The sequence below is a fragment of the Rhizobium sp. P2_G2 genome (assembly GCF_056403555.1).
Window position 1 is genome coordinate 1 of record NZ_JBFUFF010000118.1, and the last position, 16,635, is coordinate 16,635.

The 16,635-nt window shown below is 57.4% G+C and carries 19 protein-coding genes and 1 pseudogene; 14 read left to right on the forward strand and 6 right to left on the reverse strand.

Features of this window, described 5'->3' with window-relative positions; all coding sequences use genetic code 11:
* The 12 genes and pseudogenes from AC1D06_RS37025 to AC1D06_RS37080 all read left to right on the forward strand — a co-directional run.
* A pseudogene (locus AC1D06_RS37025) lies at window positions 1–279 on the forward strand (VirB4 family type IV secretion/conjugal transfer ATPase); the annotation flags it as partial.
* Window positions 272–1,432 carry a transglycosylase SLT domain-containing protein gene (locus AC1D06_RS37030; protein ID WP_477990645.1) on the forward strand — a complete coding sequence of 387 codons (1,161 nt, stop codon included), beginning with the start codon at window positions 272–274 and terminating at the stop codon, window positions 1,430–1,432. The pseudogene AC1D06_RS37025 and the gene AC1D06_RS37030, both read left to right, overlap by 8 nt.
* A gap of 10 nt (window positions 1,433–1,442) precedes the next feature.
* Window positions 1,443–2,162, forward strand: coding sequence for a type IV secretion system protein (locus tag AC1D06_RS37035; protein ID WP_477990646.1), 720 nt, complete (start codon window positions 1,443–1,445; stop codon window positions 2,160–2,162).
* 185 nt (window positions 2,163–2,347) lie between these two features.
* Complete coding sequence (locus AC1D06_RS37040; protein ID WP_477990647.1) at window positions 2,348–3,370, forward strand: TrbL/VirB6 family protein; 1,023 nt, start codon at window positions 2,348–2,350, stop codon at window positions 3,368–3,370.
* Window positions 3,371–3,430: 60 nt separating this feature from the next.
* Window positions 3,431–3,679 carry a hypothetical protein gene (locus AC1D06_RS37045; protein WP_477990648.1) on the forward strand — a complete coding sequence of 83 codons (249 nt, stop codon included), beginning with the start codon at window positions 3,431–3,433 and terminating at the stop codon, window positions 3,677–3,679.
* Between the two features lie 279 nt (window positions 3,680–3,958).
* Entirely contained in the window at window positions 3,959–4,696 is a 738-nt protein-coding gene (locus AC1D06_RS37050) for a VirB8 family type IV secretion system protein (protein ID WP_477990649.1), read from the forward strand.
* Window positions 4,696–5,475 carry a TrbG/VirB9 family P-type conjugative transfer protein gene (locus AC1D06_RS37055; RefSeq protein WP_477990650.1) on the forward strand — a complete coding sequence of 260 codons (780 nt, stop codon included), beginning with the start codon at window positions 4,696–4,698 and terminating at the stop codon, window positions 5,473–5,475. Before AC1D06_RS37050 ends, AC1D06_RS37055 begins: the two co-directional genes overlap by 1 nt.
* The gene (gene virB10 / locus AC1D06_RS37060; protein WP_477990651.1) at window positions 5,373–6,896 is read left to right on the forward strand and encodes a type IV secretion system protein VirB10; all 1,524 of its coding nucleotides are present in this window, start codon (window positions 5,373–5,375) and stop codon (window positions 6,894–6,896) included. The genes AC1D06_RS37055 and virB10 overlap by 103 nt, the downstream gene beginning before the upstream one ends.
* Window positions 6,893–7,891, forward strand: a complete 999-nt coding sequence (gene virB11, locus AC1D06_RS37065) for a P-type DNA transfer ATPase VirB11 (RefSeq protein ID WP_477990652.1) — start codon at window positions 6,893–6,895, stop codon at window positions 7,889–7,891. The genes virB10 and virB11 overlap by 4 nt, the downstream gene beginning before the upstream one ends.
* Entirely contained in the window at window positions 7,888–10,050 is a 2,163-nt protein-coding gene (locus AC1D06_RS37070) for a type IV secretory system conjugative DNA transfer family protein (protein ID WP_477990653.1), read from the forward strand. The genes virB11 and AC1D06_RS37070 overlap by 4 nt, the downstream gene beginning before the upstream one ends.
* 394 nt (window positions 10,051–10,444) lie before the next feature.
* Window positions 10,445–10,756 (forward strand): WGR domain-containing protein, encoded by a 312-nt coding sequence (locus tag AC1D06_RS37075; RefSeq protein ID WP_477990663.1) that lies wholly within the window; start codon window positions 10,445–10,447, stop codon window positions 10,754–10,756.
* Between the two features lie 30 nt (window positions 10,757–10,786).
* The gene (locus AC1D06_RS37080; protein WP_477990654.1) at window positions 10,787–11,065 is read left to right on the forward strand and encodes an HU family DNA-binding protein; all 279 of its coding nucleotides are present in this window, start codon (window positions 10,787–10,789) and stop codon (window positions 11,063–11,065) included.
* 83 nt (window positions 11,066–11,148) lie between these two features.
* Here the strand turns inward: AC1D06_RS37080 and AC1D06_RS37085 are convergent, their stop codons facing one another.
* The 5 genes from AC1D06_RS37085 to AC1D06_RS37105 all read right to left on the reverse strand — a co-directional run bounded on the left by AC1D06_RS37085 (window position 11,149) and on the right by AC1D06_RS37105 (window position 14,667).
* Window positions 11,149–11,457 (reverse strand): DUF736 domain-containing protein, encoded by a 309-nt coding sequence (locus AC1D06_RS37085; protein WP_477990655.1) that lies wholly within the window; start codon window positions 11,455–11,457, stop codon window positions 11,149–11,151.
* A 597-nt stretch (window positions 11,458–12,054) separates the two neighbouring features.
* Window positions 12,055–13,221 (reverse strand): DUF3991 and toprim domain-containing protein, encoded by a 1,167-nt coding sequence (locus AC1D06_RS37090; protein ID WP_477990656.1) that lies wholly within the window; start codon window positions 13,219–13,221, stop codon window positions 12,055–12,057.
* A complete protein-coding gene (locus AC1D06_RS37095; RefSeq protein ID WP_477990657.1) occupies window positions 13,163–13,345 on the reverse strand; it encodes a hypothetical protein in 183 nt (60 codons plus the stop codon). The genes AC1D06_RS37090 and AC1D06_RS37095 overlap by 59 nt, the downstream gene beginning before the upstream one ends.
* Window positions 13,346–13,767: 422 nt before the next feature.
* A complete protein-coding gene (locus AC1D06_RS37100) occupies window positions 13,768–14,124 on the reverse strand; it encodes a single-stranded DNA-binding protein (RefSeq protein WP_477990658.1) in 357 nt (118 codons plus the stop codon).
* A gap of 33 nt (window positions 14,125–14,157) precedes the next feature.
* Window positions 14,158–14,667: a hypothetical protein gene (locus AC1D06_RS37105; protein WP_477990659.1), complete on the reverse strand. Its 510-nt coding sequence runs from the start codon at window positions 14,665–14,667 to the stop codon at window positions 14,158–14,160.
* Between the two features lie 49 nt (window positions 14,668–14,716).
* Between AC1D06_RS37105 and AC1D06_RS37110 the strand changes: the two genes are divergently transcribed.
* Both AC1D06_RS37110 and AC1D06_RS37115 read left to right on the forward strand, forming a co-directional pair.
* A complete protein-coding gene (locus AC1D06_RS37110; protein WP_477990660.1) occupies window positions 14,717–14,983 on the forward strand; it encodes a helix-turn-helix domain-containing protein in 267 nt (88 codons plus the stop codon).
* A gap of 434 nt (window positions 14,984–15,417) precedes the next feature.
* Window positions 15,418–15,855 (forward strand): hypothetical protein, encoded by a 438-nt coding sequence (locus AC1D06_RS37115; protein ID WP_477990661.1) that lies wholly within the window; start codon window positions 15,418–15,420, stop codon window positions 15,853–15,855.
* A 280-nt stretch (window positions 15,856–16,135) separates the two neighbouring features.
* On the opposite strand, the gene AC1D06_RS37120 is transcribed toward AC1D06_RS37115, so the two are convergent.
* Window positions 16,136–16,635: thermonuclease family protein (locus AC1D06_RS37120; RefSeq protein WP_477990662.1), on the reverse strand; the 500-nt coding region annotated here is incomplete at its 5' end.

Below are 16,635 nucleotides of genomic sequence, written 5' to 3' on the forward strand. Positions count from 1 at the left end.
GAAAGCTATCGTAAAGCGTTCGGCCTGTCGGAGAAGGAGTTCCGTTTCATAAAACAGGCCGACAAGGCCAGCCGCACATTCCTGATCAAACATGCGCAGGATTCGATCATCGCTCGGCTCGATCTCTCCGTCATGCCGGACCTGGTGAAAGTTCTCTCTGGCAGACACGACACTGTCCGGGAATGCGAGGAGCTCCGCAAACTGCATGGTGACGAGCCAGGCGCCTGGTTGCCGTATTTCTGCAACTGGAACCAGCCGGCGAGGGCTGTCCATGAGTAGCCTGTCGCTCCATCTTCTCTCCGCTGCATTCGCACTGTCTTCGTTTCAGCCCGTCTTCGCCGATATTCCGGTGCGCGACGACGATGTCGAGGAGAAACGCGCGCAAGATCAAAGCCACTCGGAAACCGACAAAAAGACCCAGACCGACCAGTTGGAGCAGCAGACCGTCACCAACTGCAACATCTCTCAGAAAGAGAAAAATCGCCGCCTCTTCAGGTCGCCGGCGCAGGCCGTAAAGGAAGACGCCAAGAACGTTGCGCTGATCAAGCATTATGCCGAGAAATACGATGTCCCCGTCGGTCTCGCCCTCGCTGTTGCCCATGCAGAATCCGGGATCTCCACCTGCTCCGGCTCACCGACGGGCGTCAAAGGCGTGATGCAGCTGACGAAGAGAACCGGAAAGGGAATGGGCTTCGACCGCGACATCAACGAGGAGAATATCGAGGGTGGGGTCAAATATCTCGGCCTGGGCGTCAACAAATGCGGCTCGACCAATTACGCCTGCCTCGCCTCCTGGTATAACGGATCCACGGCTGCAGAGCAGAGCAATTGGGCCGGCAAAGTGGCGCGTAATCACAGCTGGTTCAACGCTTATGCCGGCGGTTCCAACATTGAGACCATCTCGTCCCCAAGCTTCAAGACCACGGTCGACTATGGTTCAGAGGCAACGCGAAGCTCGAACACCGCCGCCGTCGACGCTGTCAACAATGCGACGTCCGGAATCAACACGAGCGCCGCACGCATCCAGGAGGCGAATAGTCGCATCGATGCGCTGTCGTCTGCAGCCGGCGCCTCGGAAATCTATCAAGACGCTTGGGACGACAATACCCAGTCGCGCGCCGTCAACGCCGAAATGATGAACAACCTGATCGCAGTGAATAGCTTGTTCAACGCCCTGCTTCAGGCGCGGATGCAGATGAAACTCTCCAAAATGTCGGAGACATCCAAATCGGTCAAAACGGACAGCAAGATCAATCCATATAGTTGCGATCCCGTCGTGCTCGAACGGGTCCGCATTCCTCGCGACCATTGGCCGAGATGCGCCAGACTCGCCGCCGAAGCCGCGGAGGAAGTGCCCGCTACCGAGAGCTCGAACGGAACCATCAGCAAGAACCTGTCGGAAATTCAAAACGCCGCACAAGCGGCGGAATAGGAGGACAATTATGAAGCAGCTCTTTTCCACGATCGCAGTTGCACTGATCGTCGCGACACCAGCTTTCGCCGATATCCCTGTAATCGACAACACGAACCTGGCCATCGCAAAAAAGAACGCCGAAAACACCGGCGAGATCATGAAAACCAACACGGATATCCTGAACAAGACTCAGGAAGTCCTCACAGCGCTTTCCGGCAGCCGCGACGCCACGATGGGTATCAGTTCGACCGGTCTCGGCGGCAACCTGTCAATCGCCGCCGCGCCATCCTTCTCCTCCATCATGAATGGCGGCACATTGTCCTTCGGTGGGCTTGGATCCGATGCGCAGAACATCGCCGCGACGCTGATCAATGGCCTGCAACTCGTCAAGCAAGTCAAGGCAGTTGTCGAGGGTGAGGACACCGGTGCGATCAACAGTGCCTTCAGCGGCTCCGTAAACACGACCGCGTTGCTTTCGGCGCTGACGCAGCAGGCATCCAATGCTGTGACGCAGCGCGAGCAAGCGCTGCAGTCCGTGACTGGCCAGATCGGCGCTGCGGAGGATGTCAAAGGCTCGGTCGACGCCAATACGCGCATCCAGCTCGAAACCGCCCGGACCATCAACGAGTTGATCGGCGTTTCCAATGGCGCGGTCTCGGCTCTCAATTCCGAAATGCAATTGCGGCTCACCCAGCAATCGGAAACCGCGAAAATGCTGCAGTACAAAGACGTCAACCCATTCCAGTGAGGCGAAATGCGGATTCTTGTGGTCCTGACAATCAGCGCGTTGCCTATGCTCGCCGGTTGCCAGACGAAAGGCGAAAAGAAAGTGCCGTGCCCGCCGATCTCGAGCTACAGCGAAGGCGACGATCTTTGCGGCCCGATACGGCCGGTCAATGACGTCTTCGCCTCCGTTCTGCGGGGATAGACACGATGGCCACGTCGACCACGATCATTTCTGACATCTTCCAGAAACTTGATAGCATTGGAGAGACGTTTATCTCCAATGCCTATCAGGGTCTTGCGTCACAGGTCCAGGTCGTATTCGGGTCGATGCTCACCCTTTATGTAATCTGGTGGGGATACATGATCCTGGCCGGCCGCAACGGATTTTCCGTGCCGGAGGCAGCGTGGAAACTCGGTCGGGCGTTCTTCATCTACTACATGGCAACCAATTGGGGGGCGTTTTCGGCGACGATCTACAAACTCGTTCAAACAATTCCCGATATCGTGTCCGACACTATAATAGAGTCGATAGCCGGCTCCGGTGGTGTACTGGAAGGCGGAGGCGACGATTCAACCGGCGTGGTGAAAATCCTCGATGCGGTGTTCGAGACAGCCGGCAAGATCTACGAACAGGTCGCGACTGGGACTTTTGAATTCGTGGGTGYCCTGATAGGGGCCATTGTTTTCGTGGTTGCCATGATTTTTATCGCRGTTGCCGCGGCAGCCATTCTCGCAGCCAAACTGATGTTGTTCATCACGCTCGCCCTGGCGCCGATATTCATCATCCTGGCGCTTTACCGCTGGACGTTTCGGTTCACGGACGGCTGGCTCGTGCTGATGGCCAACCTTGTCGTAACACAGATCCTGATGATGGCGTTCCTGGCTTTCCTCTACCAGTTGATCGAACTTGCCATCAGCACGGCCACGACTGATGCGACCGACAGCAAGCTGTCCTATGTCGCCCCGTTCGTGATCGTCTGCCTTCTCGGCATCGTCGTGTTCCGATTTATCCCGAGCTTCGCAGCCGCGATCGTTGGAGGCGCCCCATTAGGCGCCGGTGACACTCCATTCTACGGCGCGCAAGGGAGCAAGGCATACGCGCAGAAGCAATTCACTGGGAGGCTCAAGATTTTGGGGAGAGGATTACGCGGCCGGCGGACTTCAGCGGACGTCGCAGGCGCCAGGACTCGAGCAATCCAGCGCGAGACCCAAAAGAACGCCCAGTTCTAGGTAGCCTTCAGTCGGCGATCCTGATAATTATAATTCCTCCGGCGGGCGAGGAGATGCAAGGTGCGCGATAGCCATAGCCACGACTACATCGATAGCAGACGTCGCGACGGTGCTTGGATTGCCGCCCAGGGCGCGAATGAAGAGATCGAAACAAGGTCGCGTCCGAAGAGTGGCAATGGAGGCACTCTCAGCTTCGTCATGTTCATAGCGGCGGTCGTTTTATTTAAGCCGTTCGTCGAATACTGTGGCGAGCTATTCGACTACGTTCTTGAGCTATATCAGAGCACTGCCGCCTTTCTCGGTTTTTGATTACCAGAAGTGCTCGCTAAAACCCACTCACCTTCAAAACGGTGAAGCGGCCGCCGCTTCCCGGTTAGATCGACTTGTCAGCGTCACGGCCCCGAGAGTTATTCGGCCAATCGGGAAAAGATTCGTGCTGCGTAAGAAGTCGCCGACCTCATGTTCGCCCGCAGAATTTGGTTGCCCATTCCCTCAACATGACATTGCGCGGAAATTTCCCCGTATTCGCACTTGCGTTAATAAATCATTATAATTATTTTGCGCGCAAATCAGGAAGGGGATCACCGCATGGCGAATGGACCAACGGCGACACCGGATAGTGACGGCCCGCCGAAACCCGATCTGAACCAGTACTGGCAGGCGGGAGCGACCTGGGAAGCTGAGCTCTATCGCAAGGAACGGCGGTCTCGAAAGCTGGCGTGGACAATCGCGGCAGTTTCGGGTGGCATAGCGCTTGCCAGCGTTTCGGCACTAAACCTTCTCCTGCCGCTGAAGCAGTTCGAGCCGTATCTCGTCGCCTTCGACAAGACGACGGGATACGTCGAAGTCATTCGCAAACTCAATCCCGGCGATCTATCCGAAAACGAGGCGTTGAATACGGCAAACGTTGTCCGCTACATCCGTGCACGGGAAACCTACGACCCGCGCGCGCTCAAGGATAACTATGATCTCGCCCAGCTCTATTCGACTGGTCAAGCATCTGCGGACCTGAAGCACGAGTTCGAGCCATCCAATCCTCAATCAAAGGACAAGGTGAACGGCCGCGACACACGCATTGCCGTCACAGTAAAGTCCGTCTCCTTCCTCAATCGGAATACTGCGTCCGTTCGCTTCTCCACCGAGACGAAACGGGACAACACGGTTCGGCGCGAGCATTGGGTTTCAGTGGTTCGCTACCGTCGAACGACGGCGCCGCTCAGAAACGAATATCGCTTCGACAATCCCCTCGGATTTCAGGTGACCGAATACCGCAAGGATCAGGAATCTTTGCCCGACGTGCGGCCGGCCGACAGCGCGGTGAACTGATGTTGAAGCGCGTATCCCTAACTTTTCTGCTTTTGACACTCACTGCGTGCAACGGCGCGAGCGCTGCCGATCCCCGGATTCGCTATATTACCTTCAACAATAACTCCGTGGTGACGGTCCCCGCGGGTCTTGGGGTCTCGACCATGATTCAGCTCGGAAATTCCGAGGTGATCGAGACCATCTCCGCAGGCGACACGGAAAGCTGGTCGATCGTTCCGAAGAAGGGCTCGAGCATTCTCTTCGTCAAACCGTTGCGCGAAAATGCCGAGACCAACGTCAATATCGTCACCAATCAGCGGGTATATGCGCTGCTTCTGAAGGGCTCGAGATCTGCCGATCTGAAAGCGGCATTCCAGGTTCGGTTCAAATATCCGGATGAAGATATCAATGCTCGGCTGCTCGCATCGGCGGAGGAAAGCGCCAAGGACCCGCTGTTGAAAGGTCTCGATCCCAGCCAGTTGAACTACGACTACGTGTTTCGTGGTGATGAAAGCCTGAAGCCTCGTGTCGCCTTTGACGACGGCACGCACATGTATCTCGAATTTCCCAACGAGATCCCGGCCATCTTCGTTGTCGAGGATAAGAAGCAGGAATCCCTCGTCAATCTGCGAACTCAAGGAAAGTATGTGGTCGTGGACAAGATTGCTGCGCAATTCACGCTGCGCGCAGGCGATAAGTGGCTTTGCCTCTACAATCGGCAGGCCAATCGCAAGAGTTTCGACCTCATCGAGGAGACCTACGGTCCGAAAAATCTCGACCGACGCAAGGAGACGGAGTGATGTCCGGTATAGATTTCGACCGCCTCGACGGTCAAAGTGCAGTCGCCAATGATCGAGCCGGACAGGCCAGCAGGCTTGCATTGCCGCTCCTTCTCATCATCGGCGCCGGTGTCCTCGCTTATGTCAACTGGCCAGCCAGTGCCAAGGACGCCGCACTTGATAGCGGGCCGAACGAGACATTCGAGACCTCGAACTCCACCGTCGCCAACTTCGAGGATCTTCCCAAGCAAGCGGCCGATCCGAACCTCGTCAAGATTCCGTTGGTGGAGGATAAGAAGCCCTCTCAGCCGGCGAAAGTCGAAATGAAGGTGGAGCCGGGCGTCGACCTTGAAAAGCAGCGTCAAATGCTCGAAGCGCAATTACGTGCGGAGGAGGAGCGGCGACGTATCCAAGAGGAACGACGGCGCGCAGAGGAAGAGGCGCGCCGTGCGGCCCAAGAAGCAAAGCGAAAAGAGGCCGCGGAAAAGGCGCGATGGGAGCGGCTCCGCTCCAACCAGATTGTCTTGGACGGAAGCAACAAAAACCTCAGCGACGATGCGGCCGCCAATGTCACTGTGGCTGATGACGGGCAGTTGGTTGCTGTGCCGGGGGCAGACACGGACGCGAACAAGGCATTCCTTGCCCAATCCGAGAAAACGACCGCCGGCATTGTGAAAGCAAGAAAATTTGCCCGCATCGACGCACTCATTGCCCAGGGCACAATGATCCGCGGCTTTCTCGAAACAGCGGTCAATACGGACCTGCCGGGGATGGTGCGTGCTGTGGTTCGCGAGGATGTTCATTCTTTGGACGGACAGCGTGTTCTGATCCCCAAGGGTTCGCGGCTGGTCGGCGAGTACAAGTCGGGTCTCAGGCGAGGGCAAGAACGCGTCTATATCGTCTGGTCGCGAGTCATCCGTTCCGATGGCCTTTCTGTCGATATCAATTCGCCCGGCGCCGACCGTCTTGGCCGCGCAGGCATGACCGGGGAGGTCGATACGCATTTCTGGGAGCGCTTTGGCTCCGCTTTGATGCTGACCATCTTGGGCGGTACCGCAGAATACGTTGCCTCGCTTGGCGACACGACTGCCAGCAGCGCCCGCTCTTATACGACGACGGATCCGATTACCGGGATCACCACGACGATCACAACTCAACCGAGCCAGTCCGCTGCTCAGGCGCAGTCGATTGCCGCCGAAAAGTCATCGACCGTCCTGCAGGACATCGCCAACGAGGAGTTCAAGCAAAGCTCGCAAATTCCCCCAACAATCTACATCGCACAGGGTGAGCCGGTCATCGTCTTCGTCCGGCGCGATCTCGATTTCTCCGATTTCTATGCCGATCCGGTTCGGCAAGAGATGCGGCGCCTCAAGCGTGGCGGCCAAGTTCGGCGCGAGATTGACCCGACCCCCTATTATCCCGAAGCACCCATCTACAAATGAGTGCTTTTCCTTTTCTCGATAAGGCGCTGGAGCGACTGCGCCCGCTTCTTGCGGATGAAAGAGTCTCGGAAATTTCCATCAACCGGCCGGGAGAAGCGTTCATCGAACGCCTGGGCGCGGCCGGCATGGAGCGAATTTCCGATGACAGGTTCTCAGCGGAATGGATAAGGACGCTCAGTGAACGTGTTGCCGGGTCGACGAATCAGGTCGTAAACGAGGAGCGTCCGATCCTCTCGGGTGCCTTTCCGACAGGTGAACGTTTTCAGTGCGTGCTGCCACCAGCGGCTCCCGATGGCGGCGCTATTTCCATCCGCAAGCAAGTCATACATGACATCGGCCTCGATATCTATCGGGACCGCGGCGCATTCGAGAGCACGAAAGCCAGCCGTCACCTGGCGCTTTCCCCAGCCGAGGAAGAATTGGCTGAAATGATGCGAGGCGAGGTCGATGCGCATCACTTTCTGCGAACCGCGGTAAAGTCGCGAGTATCGATCGCGATCTCCGGCGGGACATCCACCGGAAAGACGACGTTTCTAAATGCCCTTCTGAAAGAAATACCGGCAGAAGAACGCATCATCACAATCGAGGATACGCGCGAGCTTAGACCGACGACCGAAAACGCCGTTGCCCTGATCGCCTCCAAGGGTGACCAAGGCAGGGCCAAAGTCACCTCCCAGGATTTGCTCGAGGCAGCGCTACGCATGCGGCCGGATCGGCTGCTGCTGGGTGAGTTGCGCGGTGCCGAAGCATTTTCCTTCCTTCAGGCCATCAACACTGGACATCCCGGCTCTCTGACCACCGTCCACGCCAACTCCGCTCGCTCAGCCTATGAGCGCCTGGCGCTGATGGTCATGCAAAGTGGCGTCGCGTTGAGCAAGCAGGAGATAGTCGATTACCTCAAGGAGGTCATCCCGGTGGTCGTGCAACTCGCTCGCGCGCCTGACGGCCGGCGCATCGTATCCGAGATCGTCTTTGCCAAGGGCAGCGAACTATGAAGCCATTCGTGATCATTTTCGGGATGCTTGTGGCGCTCGCAATGGCAGCGGTGGTTTCGTCGCTTGTCTATGCTGGTCTATTCCTCGTCTTTGATAAGTCGAGCTTTGTGTTTCAAGCACTCGAAAACGATCTCTTCGCCGCCTACCGGCTGGCCCGTCTTGATGTTCTCACTGGACAGTGGACGAGACCGGCGATCGCCGGCTCTGCGGGCGTTACCGTGGCAGTTGGCATCATGCTTACGGCAGTCGTCGGAAAGAAAAAATCAACCGACGCCCGCTTTCTCAATCCCGTCGAGGCACGTGCGCTCGGGCTCACCAAGCCGGGAGGTGTGTTCGTCGGCCGTATCGGCGGCGGTGTGATGAGGTTGCCGGGTGGCTTCACGCAACGAGGATCAGGCAAGCGCAGCTGGTTCCGGCCCCGGCTGGTCGGCGGAAAGAAGCTCTGGATCGATGGCGACGACGTTGGCGGCTTCGTGATCGGGCCTCCGCGGTCGGGTAAGGGTGCTTCCATCATCGTGCCCAACTGCTTGCTTTGGCCGGACAGCATCATCGTGCTCGACATGCGCGGTGAAACCTATGATGCCACAGCCGGGTACCGGTCGATGTTTTCACGTGTGCTGCGGTTTTCGCCAGCCGACGAAAACGACGACACCGAATGCTACAACCCGCTTGATTTTGTCGCAATCGACCCTGACCAGAGAGACATCGACATCACCTCGATTGCGACAGCACTTCTTCCGACACCCAAGGGCGATCCATATTGGATCTCGGATGCCCGCGCTTTGTTCGCTGGCGTGACGTCCTGGGTTCTGGAGAATCCTGATGTTGCCGACAAGGACAAGAATATCGGGACCGTGCTGCATGTGGTCGAGGGTGGAGACAAGCCGCTTCGCACTTGGTTGACTGAAGTTGCGTTGCCGGAGCTGCGAGCCGATTGGATCAGTTCCTTCACTTACACGACGATCACCCGTTTTTCGACGATGGCGGACAAGCAATTCGATGGGGTTTACGGAACGCTGGCGGCAGCGGTGCGTCCATTCAAGAACAACCGAATTCTGCGCGCCACGAGCAAGTCGACATTTGATATCCGGGCGATGCGCAGGCAGAATATGAGCCTCTACCTCGATTTCCGCATTCAGCAAATCGCATCCATTGGGCCGATATTCAACGTGCTGATGGTACAGTTCATGGACTACATGTCCCGTGATCTGATGAAGGCGGGTGAGCGTCGTGTTCTGGTTCTGCTGGATGAATTCCAGAATTTGGGCAAGCTGGAAAACGCCCTGACGGCCGCGACAGTGCTGGGTGGCTATGGGGTTCCCTGCTGGTTCTTCGTGCAGTCGTTGCGGTCGATCGACAATGTTTACACCCGTGAAGGCCGGCAGACGCTCGTCAACTCGGCACGAGCGCAGATTTTTCTGGGAGCACAGGACCCAGAAGATCAGCGATATGTGTCGCAGTTGCTCGGCGAAAAAAGGGAGACCTCAGTCGATAGGAGCGTGTCGACCGGTATTACGCTCTTCGATCACAAGGGATCCACCATCTCCCACAAGACGGTCATGCGTCCGCTTATGCGGCCCGATGAATTGGGCTCGATGGACGAGATGCGCTGCATCATCAAGCTTCGAAATCAGCGGCCTATTTTCGGGATCAGGAACCTCTACTATGCGGACAGGGCACTTGCCGAAAAAGCATGGCTGCCGCTTCAACAAGCGACAACTGACACAGCAATGAGCGACGTGAGCGCGAGAAACTCAGCTCTCGACACAAAGGCCGACTTGAAAGTGCAATTAGACCTGGAGCGGTCGTCACCGACTGAACCCGGCGCACGCTTTCGAGCCAGGATGCCGGCTCTCACCGCAAAGGCATTTGTTCCTAAGACCGAGCAAGCAAAGCCAAGGTTGCCATCGGACCGTCACCCTGCGGCAAAGAAGCCCATAACTCGAACTTCGAAGGCCAGAAAATCGAGTACGCCGGCCGCTGCGAAAAAGCCATCTATTCCGGACTTCAAAGCGGCGATGACGCGGACGTCGGAAAGGCGCCGGCAGGCAGAGGTCTCCGTGTCAAAGATCCTGAGTGTGCTGAATGGAGATCCGGACAAGGCAGATCTGGTTGGGGAAGTCGAACAGGATATAGCCTCGGCATTCAGTGAAACATAAGAGTTTGCGAAATTCCGGCGCGCCAATCGTGTTGCCGGTCATCGGCTTACGGCCACAGGTCTTCGCGTTTGGATTGTGAGACGGCGGTCTCCGAGGCAGGAGAAGTCGGACGTGTCGAGAGACGACGTGTCCAGCTGTCACCCAAAATGAGCATACCAGGCAGAGGACGCGATCCTGCGTCCGCCGCCCGTTCGCGCGCAGCTTGACCGGTTAATAGGGTAGCCGTAGGAGGGTTAGCATAGCGCCGCCGCAGGCGGAACCCGGGACCGACTGCCCCCGGCAAGCCGCTCCGTTTGCRTTTCCTTGCGCAAACATCACCGGCGTGAATCGATGCAACATGATCGATTCAGAGAAGTCGTTGGACGAGCGAATCCGTTCGAGCGATCCTTTGCGCATGGGACAGCTTAACTATCAACTCCGTATTCAGCGAGTCGATGCGACCAAGAACATGGCTCGGTTCTATGCGCTTTCGATCGAGCGGACACTGTTCGGGAACATGTCATTGGTTCGCAGATGGGGCCGCATCGGCACACGGGGTCAAACGCGCGTCCATTTCTTCGAAAATGAAGTGCAGGCTCTATCTCTCTTTCTCGACATCCTACGAGAGAAGCGGCGGAGGGGGTATCGACCGGCGTCTCGTTGTGGAAATTCGCCATTTTCGTCGAGATTGCCACCCTCTGCTGATGACAACGTTTCCCAACGCTGACAAGGATTTCTTGCAAACAAGGGGAAACGCATGACAACTACCAACGAAATTGCAGATAAGATCGCCAGCGAACACAGCCTCACCAAGGTGCAGAGCAAAGCCGTCGTCGAGGCGGTGTTCGCCGCGATCACCGCTGCGGCGGCATCTGACGCCGAAACCTCCATTCCGGGCTTCGGGAAGTTCAAGGTGAAGAACACGCCGGAACGTGAGGCCCGCAATCCGGGAACAGGAGCCACGATCAAAGTTGCCGCCGCGAAAAAGCTGGCGTTTACGCCGGCTAAGGCGCTGAAGGATGCCCTAAACAAGTAAGTCCACGGAACCGAGAGAGCACTTGGCTGCCCATTTCTGACCATTCGATTGGCCCCGCCTTTCGGCGGGGCCRTGRCCGGGGCTCAGTCCCGGTTGGGGCGAGCCCAGATCAGCTGGTAGCCCTCCTCGCCGTCGACCTCGGTCAGCGTGGCGTAGATCGGCGCTGGGAAACTCGGGTCGTCCAGCTTGATCGAGAGATAGTCGCGGTCCTGCTCGGAGCGCTTCTGCCAGGCTGCCCCGAGCTCGACATTGCCGGCGTAGATGCGGAAGTGCGGGCCCTTGTCGGAGGGCTTTTCGATGCGGGTGATGCGAACCTTGACGTTGAGAGTCAGCGTGCGGATCGAGCCGTTGAAGCCGGTTTCGGTGGAGATGAAGGTGCCGATGGTTGCCATTGTCGTGTTCCTTTCGTTTGTTTCGGGCCGCGCCCTTCGCGGCCTCGATGGCAGTCGCAAAGACCGGGGACGATCGGACCGCACCCAGCGGGCTGGAATGCAATGGAAGGCGGACGGGAGAAGCTTTCTTGCCTCGCGAGGAATGGCGGAGATCCGGGGTCCCCATTCGACTTGTCGAGTGGGGTGGTCGCCGGCAGGGGAAGAAAGCTGCGGACGGCCGTTGCGGGAGAACGATCGAGGCAAAGCCGCTCTCCGGTCAGACATGCCTCATCGAGCCCGCGAAGGACGTGGCCGGTGGAGGGGAACTGTGGAACAACTCAATGACGCCGATCACCTTTATCGCTTATCGCTGACGGCGAAGGGTTGACTCGCCATCTGGCCCCAGAGAAGCTCCGAACCTTCGCAGACCGTCACCTCCGACCACTCTGAACAATGAAAGCCTTCCGGAGAAGAGAGGTCCCGAGAAACTGTGGACAGTCGAGTTTGGATCCGGCTTGGCCATGGCCAAGTGAGCTCAGGGCGCTCGCTGCTCATACGAGGTGACGTTTCCAGGGACAGAGACGCGATCACGAATGATATGCAAACAGCAGAATGAGTTTACACCTGTCTCAAAGTCCGCCGGTTCCCTCGCCTGATCGCTCTTAGGGCATCGTTCCAATCGTCCTGAGGTGGCCGCAGCCGCATCCATTCACTTCCGACTTCCGCAGCGAGCGTCCGAACGCGATCGGCGTACTGATCGCCCTGAGAATTGGCGTCTTGCGCCGACAGAAGCCAGGTGCCTGGCCTTGACGCGATCGCCCGAATGGCATGCTCTGTCGCGGGAGACCAGCCACCACCGGTGCTCAGGTAAAGCGTACCGTCTCGCAGCCCTTCGATGGCTGCAAGGCTCATCGCGTCAATCGCAGCTTCCGTGACACAAACTCGAAGTGCGTCAGCCGATCCCAACCGGAAAAGGGTCTTTGTACCTCCCGTGGCAAATCCACGATATTGAGGACCGCGAGCCTCCCAACCGACGACAGCACCAGTTTCGTCTCTGTGTGCAGCCCACATACTTCCATAAGGTCCCTCGCGCAGACGATCGCTTGCGACTACTGAGGAGATGATGTGAGGCGGTAAGGCTCGCTCATCGGAAAGGTAGCGCCAAGTAGGTGATCCGCGCCACGGCAAGCGTCGTGATCGCCAGCGGTCGGAGAGGGAAATGTCAGAATCTGGCTTAGGTGGCAACGGACCCCAAGCCGGCTGAGATGGAATAAAACCGACAAGGTCGGCCACACGATCGAAGCCTTCCCGGAAACCCACTCGGTCGAGATATTTGGCAAGCTCGAAGACATCACCCTTTCGGTCGCTAAGCGGATCGAACCAACCGCGTCCCTTGTGTGTGACGATAATAATCTCCCCGCCTCGCCGGTACTTTGCAGCCCGGCGAGTGCTTTGCTTCGCATCCAGGACGAACTGCGCGTTCTCCAGAACTGCCGAACACGACACTTGCTCGCGGAGCCTTTCGATTGTTTTTCTGTCCATCCCATTCCCGACCACAAAGTGGGCGGCCTCCTTCTTTTCTTCTAGCGGCGAACTCTCCCGGCACGAAGGGCCGGCTGCGAGTGCGCCGCCTGTGGTTTGTCGTCTGCGTGGATTCTTGGGCACCAAAGCGCGGGCGAGATCCCCTTGCGGTCGCCAGCTCGCCGACGACACAAGGGGAGGGGCCTCAATGCGCCCCGTGAAACTGATGAGGATCGTATTCGTGGATAACGTCGACGTCGGCATCTTCGAGTTCCTGCGTCGGCAGCACGCCGAACTCTTCGCCGGATTTGAAAAGTGTAACCGGGACCATGAGGGTGCATGCAAGCTGAAAGGCGTGGGACTGAGCGAGGGCGAGATTGTGTGTCATGAGAAGGCTCCATCCGGGAGCGGGCCAATTCCCGCTCGATGGTTCCTTCAAAAGACCGGCTCCGGTCGAGATCACCGCGAAGGCACAAGCCGAAGCGGCCGCAGCTTGCTAGCGGACCCCTTGCGGGTTGATCGCCAAGATCCGGAGTTGGTCTAGGACGCCATCCCAAAAGAGCGGCATTGGGTCGCTCTCTTCGGGCCGCCCACATTGCAGAACACCGCGCCAGACCTCCAACCTCCCGCTTGGCTAACTTCTCTGTCGGGACGCCCGCGACACGTCACCGGCTGGCCTGATCACCGGCAAGGGATGGCTCTCTCGCCATCTCGAATGAAGTCACAGGCGATAACCCTTACCAGGCGTCGTGATATTGCTGCCTGCCGCCGTCGGCGGCGAGACTCGCCGCGTCAGTCTGTGCTCAGCGCTCATTGTGATTTATCTGCTGGCGCTTCTCCGACCTTCCCGCCGCCATCCTTTTTGGTGACCAGATTAAACAGCTGCGCGATCACATCAGTCGAATAGACGGTCTCGCCGTCGCGTTCGAAGCTGGAGTTGGATATCCGCGATTCGACATAGACCAGATCGCCCTGGCTGACGTTTGCCGAAATCCAGTCCACCTGCTGGCGATCCAGAACGGTGACCTGGATCCAATCTGTTGCGCCACGGCGTTCGCCATCCGCCAACCAGTCCCGATTGGTTGCGATATTCACTTTGAGTACATTCTTGAGGCGAGCAACGCTTCCTACATGCCCAAGCAATGTGTGACGATTGACTGTTCTCATGTAATTTTAACTTCCGAACGTTAGCAAAAGCGGTTAATCGTTCAATTCGAACCAATGTCGTTCAGTCCGCCCGCTCGTGTCGTTCTTGATATCAAAGTAGTAAGGCTCGGACCGACGAGGACGAGGAATGGAGATCGTCTGAATGCAACTGCTGTCTCGATAGTACGCGGCGATGTCATGTTGAGCATTGGTGCAATTATTCTCAGTCTTCGTGCACAGATCCGCCTGCGGATTGATGCCGTTCCGGCCCACGCTGTGGCTCAAACCATATCCCGGTGGGCATTCATCGTAGGCTCGGTAGCCAGGAGACCCGGTGCCGGCTTCAGGGCAGGTGGGCCAGTCAAAACCCGGCAGCTGCATCGCAGCGATGAGCTTTGTCATCGGCGGATGGCAAGCGGACACTCCACGCCAAGACGGATTCGAGGACGCAGCGCAGAGCAGGACTTCGCACCCCCATTCGCTCGCTGTCGCTTCCCCAGCAGGCAAAAAGACAGCCAGAGCAAATGCCCCGCAGCTGACCTGAACCAGTTTGCTGAACTGCATCGACCCCTCCAGCGTTTGTAATGCGACACGAGTAATTATAATTATTCCCATGGCAACCTACAAGAGACAAAAGAACCAAACCGAACTCGCCGAATTCATGGTGCAAAACATTGCCACCGTGATGGAGCGAGAGCGCGCGAAGCGCGGCCAGGGGAAGATCGAATTCGCGGAATCCTGCGGCATCAAAGGCGCCACCTATTTTCAAATACTGGACGGCTCCGCAAACCCCACGCTCTATGTGATCACCCGCATTTCGAACGCCCTGAACGTTCCGGTCTATGAGCTGCTTTTCAACGCAGAGAAGCCGCGAAGCTAATTTTTACTTGATCGCTCTGATCATCTTTCGTAATCCTCTGGTTGCGAAAGGATATTAGCTTATGGTGTTTTACCAACCTGAAGTGCGACGTATCGCACGCCAGCACTTGGAGAACTTTGCAAGTTCACTTGAGGCTGAACGAATTCGCCTCGGCCTCGCCAGGGACGCGTTTTTAAAGCTTATCTCAATCTCAAGTCCCCGGTATTCGGGCTGGCTTTCCGGAAGAGGAAACCCCAGTCTTCAAACGATTATCGCGGTGTTTAGCCGCCTTGGATGGGAAGAAGAACATCTTGGATGGCTTTTCAGACAAGCCGGCAATCCCAACCTCACCCCGGGCCCTACGGCAACCGGATCGCGACAGGAAAATCATTATAATGACTCTTCGGCGCGCTAGATGTGTACGCGCCGTGCATATCGATCGAAAGAGTGACGCAATGATAGCAGGGACGTCCCGACGCGCGCTTATCTTCCTGACGTTATCAATTTCGCCTGTCCAAGCCGCCGATAACCCGATGTGGCGGTTCGGACTCAGCTGGGATTGCACCTCTCAGCAAACCGTGACTTGCGAACGACAGGAAAATTGCCGACAAATATCCGTAGCCAGCACGTTGGCGATCCGGTACCGCGAAAATATCGTTCTTGATGCTCATGGCGCTCCACGCACCATTCGGCGTCACTACGTGCAAACTGTAAGCGGCAGCCCGATTGCTGCCGAGGTAAAGATCGAGCTCGAGACGAATGCGGTCATTTGGCTCAATCCGGTCGACAGTTCCGGCGTATTCTCGAACAATTGGATCGGCGCGATGATTACCCCTAAAGGCGGGGTGATGCTTGCCGAAATGAAGCCGCTGCAATGCCAACCAGCCAAATGAGCCTCCTCCCTTTGAATCGGATTGCCGGTCAGCGCGACGCAACGGCAGGGGAGGGGTGTCATCCCAGTGACACGCGCTGTACACCAACGGCGGAAACGGAGCGGGGCGCCACATTTCTCTTCATTTTAATTATTTTTCTCCGCCCGTCCCACAAGCCACTGCAAAATGGCCGGAGTTTCTTACAGCCATTGGATGAGAAGAGCGGACGGCCGATCATCCCAACAAGAGCCTCGAGCGGAAAATATCCCACGGGATCCAGCTTGGACCCGTTGCGCAATGCCTATCGCCTTTGAAGTAGCATTTTAACGGGATGCTCGAACGTACCCGACCACAGCCCGTCCCTATTCATCTTGGCGGTTGTTTCGGCAATGAGGTAGGCTTGAGAGACAGCACTGCCGGAAGGGTAGGTGGCCGCAAACGCCGCCCCTGATGAGATCAACGCGGTGCCCACATCGACAACGGTCCGATTGACGGTAGCGGCACAGACGACAAAGTTGGCGCCGTCCCGCGCGCGTCCGACCATCTGACAACTGACCGTCTCTGTGGTGAACAATGCGGCGAGAGGTGCAATCGAGTGAGCCCCGCAATCAGACCGACGCCCGTCCGGCGCGACGAAGTCGCTGCCTCTTATGCAAGCTTGGACGCCGTATAGCCTGTACTTCTGACCCTGGTACGTCCACGTGTCCCCGGTTTCAATTTCCACCGTCGACGGAAAACCGACGGCGCCGCTTTCGGCGAATGCGTTCAAGGGCGAAATGGCCAAGCCGAAGAGAAGTACAC